Origin of the sequence: Microcoleus sp. M2_D5 (assembly GCF_036701935.1) — a bacterium.
Classification (GTDB): Bacteria; Cyanobacteriota; Cyanobacteriia; order Cyanobacteriales; family Microcoleaceae; genus Microcoleus.
This window is the reverse complement of sequence record NZ_JAUBRP010000056.1, coordinates 25539-41271: the sequence shown is the minus strand read 5'-3', so window position 1 is coordinate 41271 and position 15733 is coordinate 25539. Positions and strand designations below refer to the sequence as shown.

Sequence of the window (15733 nt, the reverse complement as noted above, 5' to 3'; positions counted from 1 at the left end):
GATTTGGGATTGTGGATTTGGGATTGTGGATTTGGGATTGTGGATTTGGGATTGTGGATTTGGGATTGTGGATTTGGGATTGTGGATTTGGTACTTGGGATTGTGGATTTGGTACTTGGGATTGTGGATTTGGTACTTGGGATTGTGGATTGTGGATTTGGGATTTGGGATTTGGGATTTGGGATTTTGGATTAGCTCCATTTGGGCTTGGGGATTTAGATAAAGATAACTTAAAGAAAATAGATGTTGAGTAGAAGTCGATTTATTATAAAGTTGATAATTAGTGTAAACCAAAAATTACTGATGACAGAAAACAATCAAGATTCCCGTTCCGTGGATGTGTTTGGCGTAGGCAATGCCCTTGTAGACATCCTAGCATTGGTGGAAGATGAATTTGTACTCGGCCACGGCCTGAATCGCGGCGGGATGACGCTGATGAATTCGGAAACGCAGGGGGGGATTTTGCACGATTTAGAGCACAATTCTCTGCAAATGCGATCGGGGGGTTCGGCGGCAAATACGATGATTGGTTTGGCTCAGAGCGGCGGTAAAGCGTATTATTCGGGGAAGGTTGCTAAGGATACTAACGGCGAATTTTACCGCCAAGATTTGCTGGCGGCGGGGATTGATTTTAACGTGCATCCTGCTGCTGAGTCGAACGGGCCTACGGGTACTTGTGTAGTGCTGACTACGCCGGATGCGGAACGCACGATGTGTACTAATTTGGGTGTTTCTACTACTCTGGCTGCGACTGATATTGATGTCGATCGACTGGCTCACTGCAAGTACAGTTATGTTGAGGGCTATCTGTGGGATGCTCCCGATCCGAGAAAGGCTAGCATTGAGACGATGGAACAGTCTAAGCGTCTGGGCGTGAAGGTGGCTTTTACTTTTTCGGATGGCTTTTTAGTCGATCGATTTGCTGATGATTTTCACAAGGTGGTTTCGGAATATTGCGATGTAATTTTTTGCAATTCTGATGAAGTTCGGAGCTTTTTTAAGGAGGAATCTCTGGAAGAGTGCGCTCGGAAAATGAGCGAGATTTCCGATTTGGCTTTTATCACTAATGGGGATAAAGGCTGCATGGTGGTGGAGAACAAACAGATTGTTGATGTGGCTGGATTTCCGGTAAAGGCGATCGATACTGTGGGTGCTGGCGATGCTTTTGCGGGGGGTGTTTTGTTTGGAATTACTAATGGTTTGAGTTCTGTACAAGCGGCTCGTTGGGGCAATTTCTTGGCTTCTAGGGTGGTGCAGATTCACGGGCCTCGACTTGAGGGTTCTCAGGCTCATCTTTTGAGCGAGGTGATTTCTGGTTAGGATTTGAAAGGGGCGATCGCACTTTTTGCCGTAAGGGCGATCGCTCTTTTTTGAACCGATCCATTGTGCCACAGTGGATGCAGAGGGGAGAAGGGCGTGTTAAAATCAATAAAATCTTAACTAATCGTACCTCATATGGTAACAACCACATTGACTCCTCCTCAACAAAGTAGCGAGGAAAAACTAATTACTTTGACAGGCATTAAATGGTCAACATTTAAAGCGATAATGTCTGATGTCGGCGACGGTAGAGCGTGGAGAATTGCTTATGCTGAAGGAGTTTTAGAAATCAGAATGCCATTACCTAAACATGAAAGACCTAAAGTCATGCTGGAACTATTTATTGGAGCTTTAGCAGATGAGTTAGAAATTGAAGCTATGAGCCTCGGTGCGTTGACTCTGGAACGGGAAGATTTAAGTCGTGCTATTGAACCGGATACTTGTTTTTACATTCAAAATGAATCTTTAGTTAGAGATAAAGATGAAATTAATTTACCCGCCGATCCGCCACCGGATTTAGTAGTAGAATCAGACTACACAAGTTCTTCTTTGAATAAGTTCTCAATTTATGCTGCTCTGGGTGTGCATGAAATCTGGAGATATCGCAATCAATGTCTTCAAGTGTATCAATTGGTTGAGGGTAATTACGAAGAAAGGGAGAATAGTCTGGCTTTTCCGTTTTTGCCGATCGCAGAAATTCCCGTTTTGATAGAGCAAAGTAAAACTATCGGACAAAGGGCAGCGGTGCGTTTGTTTCGGGACAGGATTAGGGAAGTTTTGGCGCAGTGAGTTTTGGAAAGAGTAGGAATGGGCGATTCCCTACCCTTCGGGAACCCCTGCGGGGAACGGGATAGCTTCGCTTCACGCACTATTTTGCACCGCAGATGAACACTGACATGAAAAAGCCGATCGCTATTGCTTAAATAAAATTTAACGACAGTTTATTTCTCACCAGATTATGACTATCATTGAACAGATTTACGCGATCGTCAAAACCCTTCCCGAAAACCAAGCTAGCGAAATTCTCACTTTCGCTGAGTTTATTCGTGCCAAGTACCTGAATGAGAACCAATCCACCGACACAGTAGATTCTTTAACTCCTTGGACAGAATTAGTTTATTCCCTCGCTGGAACATGGGCAGAAGACTTTCCTACTCTGGAAGAAATTCGTGCCGAGTCGGGGGAAGACATCTGGCGGGAGAGCTTCTAGATGTACATTTTGGATACAAATACATTAATTTACTATTTCAAAGGACAAGGACAAGTTGCCCAAAACATTCTGCCATAGTAAAAATAGCTTTATGGTGGAAAGTAGCGATAAATATCTTTCCGGTGAAGCACCCTGGCAAAAGTAGCAGTTTCGCCATCAAAATAAAAACCTATTCGATAGTCTCCAACCCGAAGCCGATACGCATTATCATCACCTTTCAATTTTTTTAAGTTAACAATTGTTTGTAAATCATTACTATTGGGAATTTCCGCAAAAGCAAAATCCTTGATTTGCTCAAACACAGGCGTACTTTTAAGAGCTTTTAAATCTTTCAAAAAACTGGGTAGATATTCGACTTTCATTCTGTTTCCAGTTCTGCAAGTGCTTGCTCTAAATTTAACGGGTTTTCATTTTTTACTTCGCGCATAGCCTGGAGAAGTCCTTTATCTTCGATTGCTTCTAGGAAATACTGATAGTCGGTATAATCTAGAATAACTTGACTAATGTTGCCTTCGGCATCGAATATCAATTCTTTAGCCAGTGGATAGTCTTCTATTTTCATACACTTTTATGGTGAGATGAGTTATGAGGGAATGATGCTTCTATTTTAACAGCGATATCTCAGAACCAGATGAAGGGCGATCGGGTATGTTGGTTATTGGGTCTAATAAAATTTGTCCGGCTTCGTTGACGAGAACGCGATAGTCTGTTGATTTGGGTTCGAGGTTTAAACTGAGGTGTCCTTGGGTATCTGTGCTGATTAAGTTTTTCAGAATCCAAAACATATCTTTCACCTATTATAAAGTTAGGTAAAACTCTCAAGGGTTGAGTTTTACTCAATTCTAACAAATTAGATGTTGTTTGTCTATTCTGATTTTAAGGGCGATCGCACTTTTTGCGTTAAGGGCGATCTTTTCGATCGCAGATGCACTCTGATGGATGTGGAGGAGGTAAGGGCGATCGCTCCCAAACTGTGATAGACTGGAAAAAATATCTAAGGTAAAAAGATGGCATCACAAACAGCCGTTACTTTAGAAGAAGTTCTCAACTTGGTAAAGCAGCTAAATTTGGTGAACAAAGTGCGTTTGATAGAGCGCGTAGCTCCCCAAATCGAGCGGGAATTGGCACAAAAGCCTGTACGCCGCAAGTCTTTACGGGGTTTGTGGCGGGGAGTTGATATTAGTGATTCCGACATTGCGGAAGTTCGCCGTCAAATGTGGGAAGATTTCCCCAGTCAGGATATTTAATGTCTGATGCTGTACATCATAAAAAATCATGACAACAACAGTAAGCGTAGAACACATTGAAAGAACACCGGGAGTACGAGGCGGGAAACCCCGGATTGCTGGGACGAGAATCGCCGTACAAGATGTGATGGTGATGCACCTAAAAATGGGTTATTCTCTTTTAGAAATTGCCACTAAGTACGATCTGCTTGTAGCAGCAGTTTATGACGCTATGGCTTATTATTACGATCATCGTGAAGCAATTGATAGAGAAATGGCAGAAGATGATGCTTTTGTGGATGAATTTATGCGTCAAAATCCAGGTAGGTTACAAACAAAAATCAAGGAATTAAAAGGTGAGTCTGCGAATTAGGTTTCATTTAGATGAGCATATCGATCGGGATATTGCTAGGGGGTTACGTCTCTATGGCATTGATGTGACGACAACGGTTGAAGCAGGATTAAGGACTAAGATAGATGAGCAGCAGTGGTTGTTTATTCAACAACAGCAGCGAGTGCTTGTCACTCAGGATCGAGATTTTCTAGTTATGGCTGGTATGAGCAAGGATCATCCTGGTGTGGCTTATTTTAAATAGGGTAGTTGTTCGATCGGACAAGTAATAGAAATGTTGATTTTGCTCTATGAAATTTACACACCGGAAGATATGGTCGGAATAGTAGAGTATTTGTGAGGGCGAAGGGCGATCGTACTTTTGACCAACCGCAAATGCAAGGTGATGAACGCGGATATATCGCCACTTAAGGATGAGGCGTAATTGCAATAACTGTAATAACTCCTTTCTCCGGGCCATAATACCAGAAAACTCGAAACGCTGCTGGGGTTTTATTTTCGACGTATGCCTCAAATACTTCCTCTTCATTAGGGCCAGATAATGTATCGTATTTATGAGTTTTCAAGCTGGGATGGCGTAAATTAGTTGCCATTAATCCAAGTGTTTTCAGCACTTTATTGTATTTTTTGGCATCGAGTTCCTGAAGATTAACTAAGCTATCTCTAGCTGATGAAGAAAATTCTATCCGAAAATTCATTCCTCTTCAATCTCCAAATCGGCATATTCAGAAAAGTCACCCAAATCATGTACTTCACCTTTAGCTGCTTGCGCGAGGCCGCACTTAACGGCGGCTAATGCTTGGGGGTTTTGCCACAACCACTGCTCGCGATCGGGTATGTTGGTTATTGGGTCTAATAAAATTTGTCCGGCTTCGTTGACAAGAACGCGATACTCTGTTGACTTGGGTTCGAGGTTTAAACTTAGGTGTCCTTGGGTATCTGTGCTGATTAAGTTTTTCAGAATCCAAAACATATCTTTCACCTATTATAAAGTTAGGTAAAACTCTCAAGGGTTGAGTTTTACTCAATTCTAACAAATTAGATGTTGTTTGTCTATTCTGATTTTAAGGGCGATCGCTCTTTTTGTCGTAAAGGGCGATCGCACTTCTTAATATTGCTGTGACTGAACTATTGGGCGAATTTCCTACAGCATTCCTATCTGGGTGATTGGGTCGTTCAAGGGTATACTGAACGAGGAACTTTTCACAATATCTGGCGGTGTGTTGATGACGACACCAAAGATATTAGTATAGACACCAAAAATTTCACTGGTTTCTGTGTATTGAATAATGGTGTCAGCAATACCATCTTGATTGACATCAGCAGGAGTGAAGGTGAGAATATCTATTGGTACGCCTCCATTGATACCAATACGATCGCCCTCGCTAGCATTGAAGTCAATTAACCAATCAGCAGTAGCAGGATTAGTTTCTTCTGTACCTGTGTCTGTTCTCAAGATAAAAATATCACTTCCACCTCCACCAGTCAGGCGATCGGTTCCTCTTTCACCGATTAAGATATCTTCTCCATCATCACCAAAGATTTGATCGTTGCCTTTTCCTCCCCTCACTAAATCATCAGCAACACCTCCTGAGACGAAATCATTACCTTTATTGCCAGCGAGAATGTCGTTAGCATCCTCTCCTAAAATGCGATCGTCACCTTTTCCTCCCAGCAAGTAATCGCCACCAGCAGCACCTTCCAGAGTGTCAGCACCCCTAGCAGCTAATACCACATCTGTTACGGAAGAGCCGATTATGCGATCGTTATTTTCAGTCCCCAGCAGCCCTCCGGGATATTGAGCTATGACTGCTTCAGTAATCTGAAAAGTTGAATTTTGCTCGGCTGAGGCTTGTAAGTTTTGGGCAACTCGTGGCGGGGGAAAAAGAACGCCAGACACATTAACAGATAAACCATCCAACAAGCCTTTACTAAAAGTCGCTACTCTGCCATTAAAATCATTAACAGTCTGTCCTATCTTATTTTTTATATTCCCTGGTAGCTCTTTTATTGCCTCAATCGGTTCTTCCGTTGCTTCTTCCAGAATAGATACGGGTTTAATTTTAGCAATCAATAGAGCATCAGACAAACGTTGTTCTGGGGTGTCAAAACGCCCTAGTGTTGTTTTGCCACCATCCGTCGAAAAGCCTACTAACTCAAGTCTATATCCTGAATCTCCGAATGAGCCGGGAAACTTAATGATCTCTTGAGAAATGCCAGTATCGGAAAAACGGAGTATATCTCCATCTTTAACAGGATCGCCAGTTGTGTTTTCTGTAACAGTCAAGTTAAATGAGAAATTAAAAGTCTGAGCACTAGGTACAGGATTAGTGAGAGACAGCGTGACATCGAGAGGGAAATCACCTTGAGGTTCAGAACCTTGAAGCGTAATTCCATTGCGATAAGTCAGATTGCCAAGGTTGAAAGGAATGTCACTGGCTGTACTAATTCCCTTGGCTTGACTAAATTCCTGGTCGTTACTAAATTCATTACCGTCACTTCCTCTACCATCAAACTGCACATAGCTCTCAGTGTCTCCCTGACGAGGCTCTCCTAAAATCTTCTTATTTTCGCCGTTGTCAAAAGTGCCGGAAGTTGAGCCTTCAAAAAAAACCTTAGTGGTGTCTACATCTATTCTACCCGTTTCGGGAGAGCTTAACCTTGAATAGTTGAAGTTTGATCCATCTGACTGAGGAAATATATTTCCCTTAAGTAATTGTGTATATAGTTCATTGGCGTAGCCATGATTAGCGCCGAAAGCACCTAAAAAAGGTAGGTTTCCTGGCTGTTGAAGAAAATTGTTTGGGTTAACAAAAAAATCTAAGTTTCCCAGTAACAAATCATTTCCCAGAAAGCTAGATGTATGAAGAACCACTACTCTCTTAGCATCACCTGGGTCTAAGCGATCGCTAGGTGGTACAGGCTCCTCTTCTAGAACTGGAACAGTTGTGAAAGTACCCGGCAACGTGCCTTGCACTATCACTGTTCTAAAATTCCCTGTTTTTATTCTAGTTTGAAAATTAGGCCCTGCCGGGTCTAAACCAGTTATGCGATTCAATTCTTTGCCTGTGAGTTCTTTATATTTAGTGCCAGCAAAACCTGATACATGAGCGCCTAAACTGTGACCCATAAGCTCTATTTTGTTTGGGTCAAGATTCCGTGCTTTTAGATACTGAGCAAGTTGATTTCCCACTTCTCTGGTGTTAGTGGCTGCTTCATTGTAAATGTTTAAACCCAATGCAGGTTTAGCACCGTCTTCCCAATCTACGAGAATGATATTAGCATCAGGTTCTCGTTCTCGAAGAGCCTTAGCCCTTTCTGACATCCAGGTTTCAGGTATAAATTGATTATTCTGATTACCACCCGTGTCAATTTTTGAATTACCACCCTGGTTCTGAAATCCATGAATGATTACATAGGTATTTTCATCAGGATTTGTTCCATATGGCTCCTCGATATCAAGGAGCCCAACTGGATTAGCAAACCTTAATGCGGAACCATCTGCTCCCAGCGTGCTAGGAGTAGATTCAATTATTCTCTCCTTACCCCATACATTGAAATTCACATTAACCATAATCCCATCTCCTCACAAATATAGTTGCGTCAAAACCAGCAAAGCCCGCCTAGCAAGCTTTCCTAAATATCTATCAGGGCCTTCCTCTGCTTTTTATGCAAATCGCCCTATTTTTGTAACAAAACTTTACATTGCTCCCGATCGCAGATAAGCTGTATCCCCGATCGCCCGCCAGATGCACCGTCAAACGTACCTGACAACCAAACACATCATTTCACAATACTCCACAATCCTGAATCTGTATAGGCTTAACGGCTCACCATTTGGCTCAACATCAAAGGCTCACTTGGCTCATTTGGCTCATTTGGCTCACCAAATCATGTAACATTATTTACTAAGGCAGAGTTTCCGTAGAGGAGTCGCAATGGCAGGTTTGCTCAGAGCATCCGAAGAAGGGCTAAAAATCATTGACATGGTAAGACGCAATCTCGGATGGAATAAAGCAGATGAGCTCTGGTGTCAGGCTGCTCTCACTTCAAAAGCAACTTTAAAGCGATTTTGGACACAGCAACCAATTAGACGAGAGACTTTTATACACATTTGCAAAGCTGTAGGCGTGAAAAACTGGCAAGACATTGTTGCGCGAGAAATTCAGGAACCAGAATTACTATCAGCCGCGATCGCAGATATCCCCCAAGACAGTGAAACCGATCGCACTTTCCCCCTCCCAGAAAACTTACCCCCCGTCAGAAATTGGGTACAGCGCACAAAAGAACTCGAAATCTTAAAAACTACTATTATTAACTCAGACATCACCGCCATCTCAATTGTCGGATTACCCGGAATCGGAAAAACCACCCTCATCAGCCAACTAATTCGCCAACTCCACACCGAAAATACCCCCTTCACCTCCGCCGTTTGGCAATCCTTGCAATCCGCAACTGGCAAAGCACCCCCGTGCGATCGCACAATTGACTCCCTGCTATTCACCCTCTCCAACGGCGACATTACCGCAGCCGTCAACGCTCAAAATGACTGCGGCAAAAAAACCGAAAATCTGCTCAAAATCCTCAGAGAAAAACCTTGCTTGCTCGTTTTCGATCGCGCCGACACACTTTTGAAAGCAGGAGAAGCAAAAGCCGCCGGTTATTTCGCCGAAGATTGTGCAGAATATGCTTGGTTGTTCAAACAACTATTAGAAACAGAACATCAAAGCAAAATTATATTTACCAGTCGCGAAAGCTTAGCCGAATTGCCGTCAACAGTCACCCGCGAAATCCAGCTAAACGGATTGGATCGAGATGCGGCAGTTGCCCTATTGCAATCTTTTAATCTGACTGCGAATGCAGAGGAATTAGCCGAAATGGGCGATCGCTATTCAGGACATCCCAAAGCCTTACAACTCATTGCAGCCTTGATTCGAGACGATACCGAGTTTCAGGGAAATGTCGGGATTTTTATGCACCAGAGAGACTGGTTGCTGATTCGAGATATTGAAAGATTAATTGATAAAATCCTAGCACGTCTCAGCGACGGCGAGCAAACTTGTCTCAGCCTAATTTCTGTCTATCAAACCTCAGAATATCCGCTATCTTTTGCCGGGATTAGCGCTCAAATGCCAGAAGTTAGCAAGTATGAACTTAAAGAAAATATTATTCAGGCACTCAAGCGCCGACAATTGCTATATTACGATCGCCAACTCAAATCCTATCAGTTGCATCCCCTAGTCCGAGAAAAGGGCGAGTACCTGCTAAATCAAAATGCTGAAAATCTCCGTACCGCCCACAGCCAAGCCTATAACTATTATATCAGCATTCCGCTCCAACCTAAATCAGAATGGCAAAATATCGAGGATATTAAGCCGCTAATCGGAGCGCACTATCATGCTTCTCAAGCAGGAGATTTAGATGCAGCAAATGCGATTATTTCTGAAGTCTATGAGTATCTGCGACAGTGGAATTGTGCAGAGTTAGTATGTCCAAATCTACCGTTGCCATTGTTAACGGAAGTAAAAAACATAGCTTTGTAGGGGCGGGTTCACCAATAATAATTGCCCATAATCTACAATCTCATAAACCCGCCCCCGCTGGCGTTTCATTAACGACATGATTGCCGGTACACAATAAATAAATTAGAAAAGTTATAGCCTTTCGAGCGAAAGATGAGGTATGAATGATAGCTTATATAACCACTGAAACGTATAGGGCCCAAGGCCAACAACGTCCGCGAATCTTTCGCTCGATCCGCTATATATTAAACTAGGCGGAAATTTTCACGGGAGGGCGCGCCAATTGCCGGGAAAGACACGCTACAGCAGTTAAAATACGATTATCAGCGCAATTGGTTCACACCCATGCCCATTTATCACTTCAACCGCCCAGCAGCCAAACTTTTCAGCAAGCTTCGGCTGCGAACGGTTCTGATTGTTCCGTTTGTTTTGCAAACAGTCAGCGCCGTCGGGCTAGTGAGCTTTCTTTCTTTCAAAAGCGGTCAGGAAGCAGTCGAGGATGTAGCGCATCAGCTAATCGAACAAGTAGGAGAACGTACCCGCGATCGCCTCACGGATAATGGGCCCTCGGCAATCAATACCTTTCTGCCTAGGCTGCAATTCTCGGCGTCAGGACAAACTTTTATTATGGATCGATCGGGCAATCTGATTGCCACATCCACATTAGAAACACCCTTGGTGACGCAAACAAAAAAGCAACCGGCGCCATTGCTAGCCACCAACAGCAATGATGCCCGAACGCGAGATATTGCTAGACAACTCGCCAACCGATTTGGCAACTTCCGCGCGCTGCAAACAACTCAGAAATTGACCTTAGCGATCGAGGGCCACAGGCAGTTTGTCCGCGTCACTCCCTATCGAGATTTCCGCGGATTGGATTGGTTGATTGTGGTGGTGGTGCCAGAGTCTGATTTCACGGCTCCCATTCAAGCAAATACGCGCCATACATTGTGGTTGTTGACCGGTACACTGCCGCTGGCGATCGCGATCGGATTGTTGACTTCCCGTTGGGTAACAAAGCCAATTATGCGCTTGAATACCGCTGCCCAAAATATTGCCAAAGGAAAATGGGATCGACCTTTAGAAAATAAACGCTTGGATGAAGTCGGAGAACTCGCCAATTCCTTCAATTTTATGGCCTCGCAACTGCAACAGGCTTTTGCAGACCAAAAATCTTTAAATGAAGCTTTAGCGCAAAGAGAGAGCCAACTCAAGCAATTTCTCGAAGCCATACCTGCGGGAGTATCTATCCACGATGCCTCCGGTAAAGTCGTGTACTTCAACGAAACTGCCAAGCATTGGCTCGGCGTAGAAACTATTCCCGATGCAACTTTAGAAAAAGCAGTAGAAGTTTATCAAATCTACCGCCAAAACCAGCTTTATCCCACTGAAGAACTGCCCGCATTCCGAGCACTGCGCGGCGAAACAGTATTCCTGGAAGATGTAGAACTTTATCGAGATGGGAAATTTATTCCTTTTGAGGTGCGGGCCACACCAATTTTTGACGAAGGCGGAAATATTGTTTATGCCATCAATGCTTTTTATAACATCGCACAGCGCAAACAATCTGAAAAAATATTAACTGACTACAATCACACTTTAGCCGCCGAAGTTGCCGAACGTACCGCTGCTTTAGGTCGTGCTAACGAACTATTACAATCTGAAATTTTTGAGCGCAAATTGCTAGAACAAAAACTTTACACTTCTACTGAGCAAGTTGTGAAAATATTTGACTCGATTACAGATATTGTATTAATTTTTTACATTCAAGAAGAAACCATCCAAATTATACCCACTAAGGGAATTTTTCAATACAACTATCATACGAATCAGATCGACTCCATCATCGAACAATTTTTTCAGGAGGCAAGGAAGGAGATTTATTTTTCTAAAGTTCGACAGGCATTGGCAACCCAACAAACTATTAGTTTTGATTACAGTCTGCCGATTAATAACAAAGAAGTTTGGTTTGCTGCTAAAATTTCGCCACTTTCCGATAGCTCGGCTGTTTGGGTAGCGCGCGACATTAGCGATCGCCAGTTGGCGGAAGCCCGACTGCTGGAAGCCCAAAAAATTGCCCGTATTGGCAGTTGGGAATACGATATCGCCACCGCAACAACCACTTGGAGTGAAGAACTATATCGCATTTACGAGCTCGATCCGACTCAAAAACCGCTGCCTAGCGAACAATTAATCGAGCGTTTTCATCCAGAAGATCGATCGCGCTATCTGACAATGGTGCGCGAGCAAGCTATGTCGGGACAAAGCTTTGAAATCGATCTGCGACTGATCCGAAGAGATGGCTCGCTCAGTTATATAGAAGTCCGAGGGAAACCAGTTTACGATCAAAAAGGGAATCTGCTCCGTTTGTTCGGCACTGTTTTGGATATTAGCGATCGCAAACAAGCCGAGTCAGCTTTGCGAGAAAGCGCCCGGGGAGAACAAGCCATCGCCCGCAGCATCGATCGCATCCGTCAATCCTTAGATATTGACACAATATTCAAAACCACAACTTATGAACTGCGACAAACCCTAAAATGCGATCGTGTCGGTATCTATCGTTTTAATCCTGATTGGAGCGGGGAATTTGTTGCCGAATCAATGGCTGCGGGTTGGATATCTTTGATGCAACAACCCGACGATGGTAATGTGCCAAACACTCTCGTCGAACACTCTAGCTGTACCGTGAAAACTATGCAAGCCTCCGGCGAACCAGTGCTGGATACCTATCTGCAAAAAAATCAAGGCGGTATGTATGCTAGAGGCGTTCCTTACCGGATAATTGAAGACATATATAGCGCTGGGTTGAGTCCTTGTTACCTAGAACTTTTAAAACAATTTCAAGCCAGAGCCTACGTTATTTTTCCCATATTTTGCGGCAGTCAACTTTGGGGTTTGCTCGCCAGCTATCAAAATTCTGCACCCCGCACTTGGCGCGAAGCAGAAATCAATATTGGGCTGCAAATTAGCACTCAACTGGGAGTCGCCCTACAACAAGCTCAATTGCTCGAAGCCACTCAACAGCAAGCAGTACAGCTTCAACAAGCCGCGTGGGCCGCAGAAGCCGCCAACCTTGCCAAAAGCACTTTCCTGGCAAATATGAGCCACGAACTCCGCACCCCGCTAAACGCAATTCTGGGATTCTCCCAATTGATGCAGCGCTCTACCAACCTCACTCGCGAACAACAGGAAAATATCCGTATCATCAACCGCAGCGGAGAGCACTTGCTAGCTCTGATAAATCAAATATTAGATTTAGCCAAAATAGAGGCGGGACGGATTACAATCAATCCAACAGACTTTCAATTAAGCAGCCTGTTGAAAGATATCGAAGAGATGTTTCAACTCCAGGCAAGGGAGCAAAAATTGCAGTTAATCTTTGACTGCTCTAGCGAAATTCCAGAATACGTGCAAACAGATCAAATGAAGTTGCGCCAAGTTTTAATTAATCTGCTTTCTAATGCCATTAAATTTACGGAACAAGGAGTTATTCGGTTAAGAGTGAGTGCATTTATAGACAATAAAAATCAGCAATTACCAATGAGTAATTACCAATTACATTTTGAAATAGAAGACACGGGCTCCGGCATAGCTGCTGATGAGTTAGATAAGCTTTTTCAAGCCTTTGTGCAAACCAAAACAGGAACCAAATCTCAGCAAGGAACAGGCTTGGGGCTGGCTATCAGCCAACAGTTTATCAAGCTGATGGGCGGCCTGATTACTGTACGCAGTGAAGTAGGAAGCGGCACCACCTTCGCGTTTGATATCCCCGTCAGCGCCGTTGATGCCCCGGCGACTCAACCCGTACAGCAACCGCGTCGGGCGATCGCCCTGGAACGCAACCAGCCGCGCTATCGTATTTTGATTGTGGACGATCGATCGGACAACCGCCAACTGCTGATCGAACTCCTCGCGGGCTTTGACTTTGAACTCCAAGAAGCCAGCAACGGCATGGAAGCTATTGAAATGTCGTCGAGTTTTGAGCCACACTTAATTTTTATGGATATGTGGATGCCCGTGATGGATGGACGTGAAGCGACCAAACGCATTAAAGCCACGGTTAAAGGTCAAGCTACGGCAATTATTGCCGTGAGTGCCGGTAACGCCGAGGAAGCGCAAACCGTTACTGTCTCAGATGATTGCGATGACTTTATCCACAAACCCTTTCGAGATACAGAAATCTTTGCCACCCTGCACAAACATCTGGGAGTGCGTTACATTTACGGTGAACCGGAGAGTGTTCCCGATTCAACTCAAATCGAGGCTGCGACTCCAGAGACTCTGGCAGCTTTACCCGCAGATTGGCTGGCAGCTTTAGAGAAAGCCACAATAGAGTGCGATTTAGAGTTAATTCTGATCCAAATTGAGCAAATTCGCGATCGCAATGACGCTTTAGCTAGCGCCCTAGCCGGATTTGCTAACCAGTTTCAGTTCAATCAAATACTAGCTCTCATCCATCCCGAAACGAAATAGAAATCATATTATACCCAGTTCGTAGTGACTGCGACCGTCCCGATAAAACCCGCTAGGACGATCGTACTCACTACAAGTTTATAGAGGTTATGTTACCGAACTAGATATGAATTACGAAGCAACTCCCGTCTTAAAAGGGAATATTTTAATTGTTGATGATATTCCGGCTAATTTGCAACTTTTAGCTCAAATCCTCTCGCAGCAAGGGTACAAAACACGCACCGCACCCGACGGCAAACTAGCGCTGCGGTCGATCGAATTAACTCCTCCTGACTTGATTTTGCTCGACATCATGATGCCCGGTATGAACGGCTACCAAGTCTGCCAAGCCTTGAAAGCTTCTCCCACAACCAAGGACATTCCAATTATTTTTATCAGTGCTTTGAATGAAGTATTAGATAAAGTCAAAGCCTTTGAAGTTGGTGGTATAGATTATATCACAAAACCGTTTCACGAACAAGAAGTTCTCGCCCGCGTCTCAAATCAACTCGTGCAGCGCCAGTTGTTCCAGCAAACACAATCCTATGCCCAGCAACTCGAACAAAACGTAACTGAACTAAAGAAAACTCAAGCTCAGTTAATACAGAAGGAAAAAATGGCTTCTTTAGGTCAGCTAGCCGCAGGAGTTGCTCACGAAATCAACAATCCAGTCAGCTTTATCTACGGTAATATTGCTCTAGCGGCGGACTATGCACGAGATTTGCTTCGCCTCGTCGAATTGTACCGACATTACTACCCCCACCCGGTTGCAGAAATTATCGGCGAATTGGAGGAGATTCAACCCGAATTCATCGCAGAGGATTATCCAAAACTGCTGAATTCCATGACAGAAGGTGCTTCTCGGATTAGCGAAATCGTGATGTCTTTGCGAAACTTTTCCCGCCTTGGCGAACAAAAGTACAAGCCAGTGGATATTCATGAAGGCATTGACAATACTTTGGTTATTTTGAAACATCGACTGAAGGGAGCAAACAAAGCTGGTGAGATAGAGGTCATTAAACACTACAGCCAACTGCCAAGAGTCACCTGTTACGCCAGTGAGTTAAATCAGGTGTTCATGAACTTGCTAAGTAATGCTATTGATGCCCTGGAAACTCAACCATCTCCCCGAAAAATTACCATCAGCACTTCAGTAAGTTGTGAGTCAAAATCGGCCCTGCACAATCAAGATTCACAATTAGCCACTCACAACTCTAAATCCGTTGTTATTCACATTGCCGATAACGGTTGTGGGATGAGTGAGGAAGTGCGCCACCAGATATTTGACCCATTTTTTACTACGAAGCCTGTTGGACGGGGTACTGGATTAGGGTTGGCAATCAGTCACGATATTGTAGTGGAAAAACATCGAGGTCAAATCAGTTGTATTTCTGCTCCGGGCCTAGGAACCAAGTTAATTGTGCAGATTCCGATATCTGTTAAATTTTAAATAGATATCTCCCCAAAAGCAAGTTTTGAACAGGCAAGATGCCTGTTCCACAAAGAGTGAGTTTTATTGTGGGGAAGGCGAGAAGCCCGCCCTAAAAAAAATATTGAAAATGGTACAACATCATTAACAGACGGAGATGATATATCAGATAGATTGTACCAGCATTTGTAGGGAAACGGCAATGCCGTTTCCGGCGCGGGA

17 protein-coding genes are annotated in these 15733 nt (G+C 43.9%); 11 read left to right on the top strand and 6 right to left on the bottom strand.

Annotated elements, in window-relative coordinates:
- From QUA50_RS21130 to QUA50_RS21115, 4 genes are all read left to right on the top strand, one after another.
- Positions 1-195 (top strand): hypothetical protein (locus QUA50_RS21130; protein ID WP_333298742.1); only part of this gene is annotated, 195 nt, incomplete at its 5' end.
- 108 nt (positions 196-303) lie between these two features.
- The gene (locus tag QUA50_RS21125; protein WP_333266502.1) at positions 304-1320 is read left to right on the top strand and encodes an adenosine kinase; all 1017 of its coding nucleotides are present in this window, start codon (positions 304-306) and stop codon (positions 1318-1320) included.
- A gap of 135 nt (positions 1321-1455) precedes the next feature.
- Positions 1456-2109: a Uma2 family endonuclease gene (locus QUA50_RS21120; RefSeq protein WP_333266500.1), complete on the top strand. Its 654-nt coding sequence runs from the start codon at positions 1456-1458 to the stop codon at positions 2107-2109.
- 169 nt (positions 2110-2278) lie between these two features.
- On the top strand, positions 2279-2530 hold the full coding sequence (locus QUA50_RS21115; RefSeq protein ID WP_333266498.1) for a DUF2281 domain-containing protein: 252 nt from the start codon (positions 2279-2281) through the stop codon (positions 2528-2530).
- 89 nt (positions 2531-2619) lie between these two features.
- Here the strand turns inward: QUA50_RS21115 and QUA50_RS21110 are convergent, their stop codons facing one another.
- From QUA50_RS21110 to QUA50_RS21100, 3 genes are read right to left on the bottom strand one after another with little or no spacing between them, the layout of a single operon-like run.
- On the bottom strand, positions 2620-2892 hold the full coding sequence (locus tag QUA50_RS21110) for a type II toxin-antitoxin system RelE/ParE family toxin (protein ID WP_333266496.1): 273 nt from the start codon (positions 2890-2892) through the stop codon (positions 2620-2622).
- Positions 2889-3092: a hypothetical protein gene (locus QUA50_RS21105; protein ID WP_333155416.1), complete on the bottom strand. Its 204-nt coding sequence runs from the start codon at positions 3090-3092 to the stop codon at positions 2889-2891. Before QUA50_RS21105 ends, QUA50_RS21110 begins: the two co-directional genes overlap by 4 nt.
- A gap of 40 nt (positions 3093-3132) precedes the next feature.
- Positions 3133-3315, bottom strand: a complete 183-nt coding sequence (locus tag QUA50_RS21100; protein ID WP_333266494.1) for a hypothetical protein — start codon at positions 3313-3315, stop codon at positions 3133-3135.
- A gap of 69 nt (positions 3316-3384) precedes the next feature.
- Between QUA50_RS21100 and QUA50_RS21095 the strand changes: the two genes are divergently transcribed.
- The 4 genes from QUA50_RS21095 to QUA50_RS21080 are packed head-to-tail and all read left to right on the top strand — an operon-like array spanning position 3385 to position 4352.
- Complete coding sequence (locus QUA50_RS21095; protein WP_333266492.1) at positions 3385-3507, top strand: hypothetical protein; 123 nt, start codon at positions 3385-3387, stop codon at positions 3505-3507.
- A gap of 30 nt (positions 3508-3537) precedes the next feature.
- A complete protein-coding gene (locus QUA50_RS21090; protein WP_333266491.1) occupies positions 3538-3777 on the top strand; it encodes a hypothetical protein in 240 nt (79 codons plus the stop codon).
- Between the two features lie 28 nt (positions 3778-3805).
- Positions 3806-4129, top strand: a complete 324-nt coding sequence (locus tag QUA50_RS21085; protein ID WP_333266489.1) for a DUF433 domain-containing protein — start codon at positions 3806-3808, stop codon at positions 4127-4129.
- Positions 4113-4352: a DUF5615 family PIN-like protein gene (locus QUA50_RS21080; RefSeq protein WP_333266487.1), complete on the top strand. Its 240-nt coding sequence runs from the start codon at positions 4113-4115 to the stop codon at positions 4350-4352. The genes QUA50_RS21085 and QUA50_RS21080 overlap by 17 nt, the downstream gene beginning before the upstream one ends.
- Positions 4353-4515: 163 nt before the next feature.
- Here QUA50_RS21080 and QUA50_RS21075 read toward each other — a convergent pair whose 3' ends face one another.
- The 3 genes from QUA50_RS21075 to QUA50_RS21065 all read right to left on the bottom strand — a co-directional run bounded on the left by QUA50_RS21075 (position 4516) and on the right by QUA50_RS21065 (position 7682).
- Positions 4516-4806, bottom strand: a complete 291-nt coding sequence (locus QUA50_RS21075) for a type II toxin-antitoxin system RelE family toxin (RefSeq protein WP_106150292.1) — start codon at positions 4804-4806, stop codon at positions 4516-4518.
- Positions 4803-5081, bottom strand: coding sequence for a hypothetical protein (locus QUA50_RS21070; RefSeq protein WP_333266484.1), 279 nt, complete (start codon positions 5079-5081; stop codon positions 4803-4805). The genes QUA50_RS21075 and QUA50_RS21070 overlap by 4 nt, the downstream gene beginning before the upstream one ends.
- A gap of 171 nt (positions 5082-5252) precedes the next feature.
- Positions 5253-7682 carry a choice-of-anchor K domain-containing protein gene (locus QUA50_RS21065; protein ID WP_333266482.1) on the bottom strand — a complete coding sequence of 810 codons (2430 nt, stop codon included), beginning with the start codon at positions 7680-7682 and terminating at the stop codon, positions 5253-5255.
- Between the two features lie 364 nt (positions 7683-8046).
- On the opposite strand from QUA50_RS21065, the gene QUA50_RS21060 reads away from it, so the two are divergent.
- The 3 genes from QUA50_RS21060 to QUA50_RS21050 all read left to right on the top strand — a co-directional run bounded on the left by QUA50_RS21060 (position 8047) and on the right by QUA50_RS21050 (position 15532).
- The gene (locus QUA50_RS21060; RefSeq protein WP_333266481.1) at positions 8047-9651 is read left to right on the top strand and encodes an NB-ARC domain-containing protein; all 1605 of its coding nucleotides are present in this window, start codon (positions 8047-8049) and stop codon (positions 9649-9651) included.
- A gap of 324 nt (positions 9652-9975) precedes the next feature.
- Entirely contained in the window at positions 9976-14103 is a 4128-nt protein-coding gene (locus QUA50_RS21055) for an ATP-binding protein (RefSeq protein WP_333266479.1), read from the top strand.
- Between the two features lie 106 nt (positions 14104-14209).
- Positions 14210-15532, top strand: coding sequence for a response regulator (locus QUA50_RS21050; RefSeq protein WP_333266477.1), 1323 nt, complete (start codon positions 14210-14212; stop codon positions 15530-15532).
- The last annotated feature ends 201 nt before the right edge of the window (positions 15533-15733 follow it).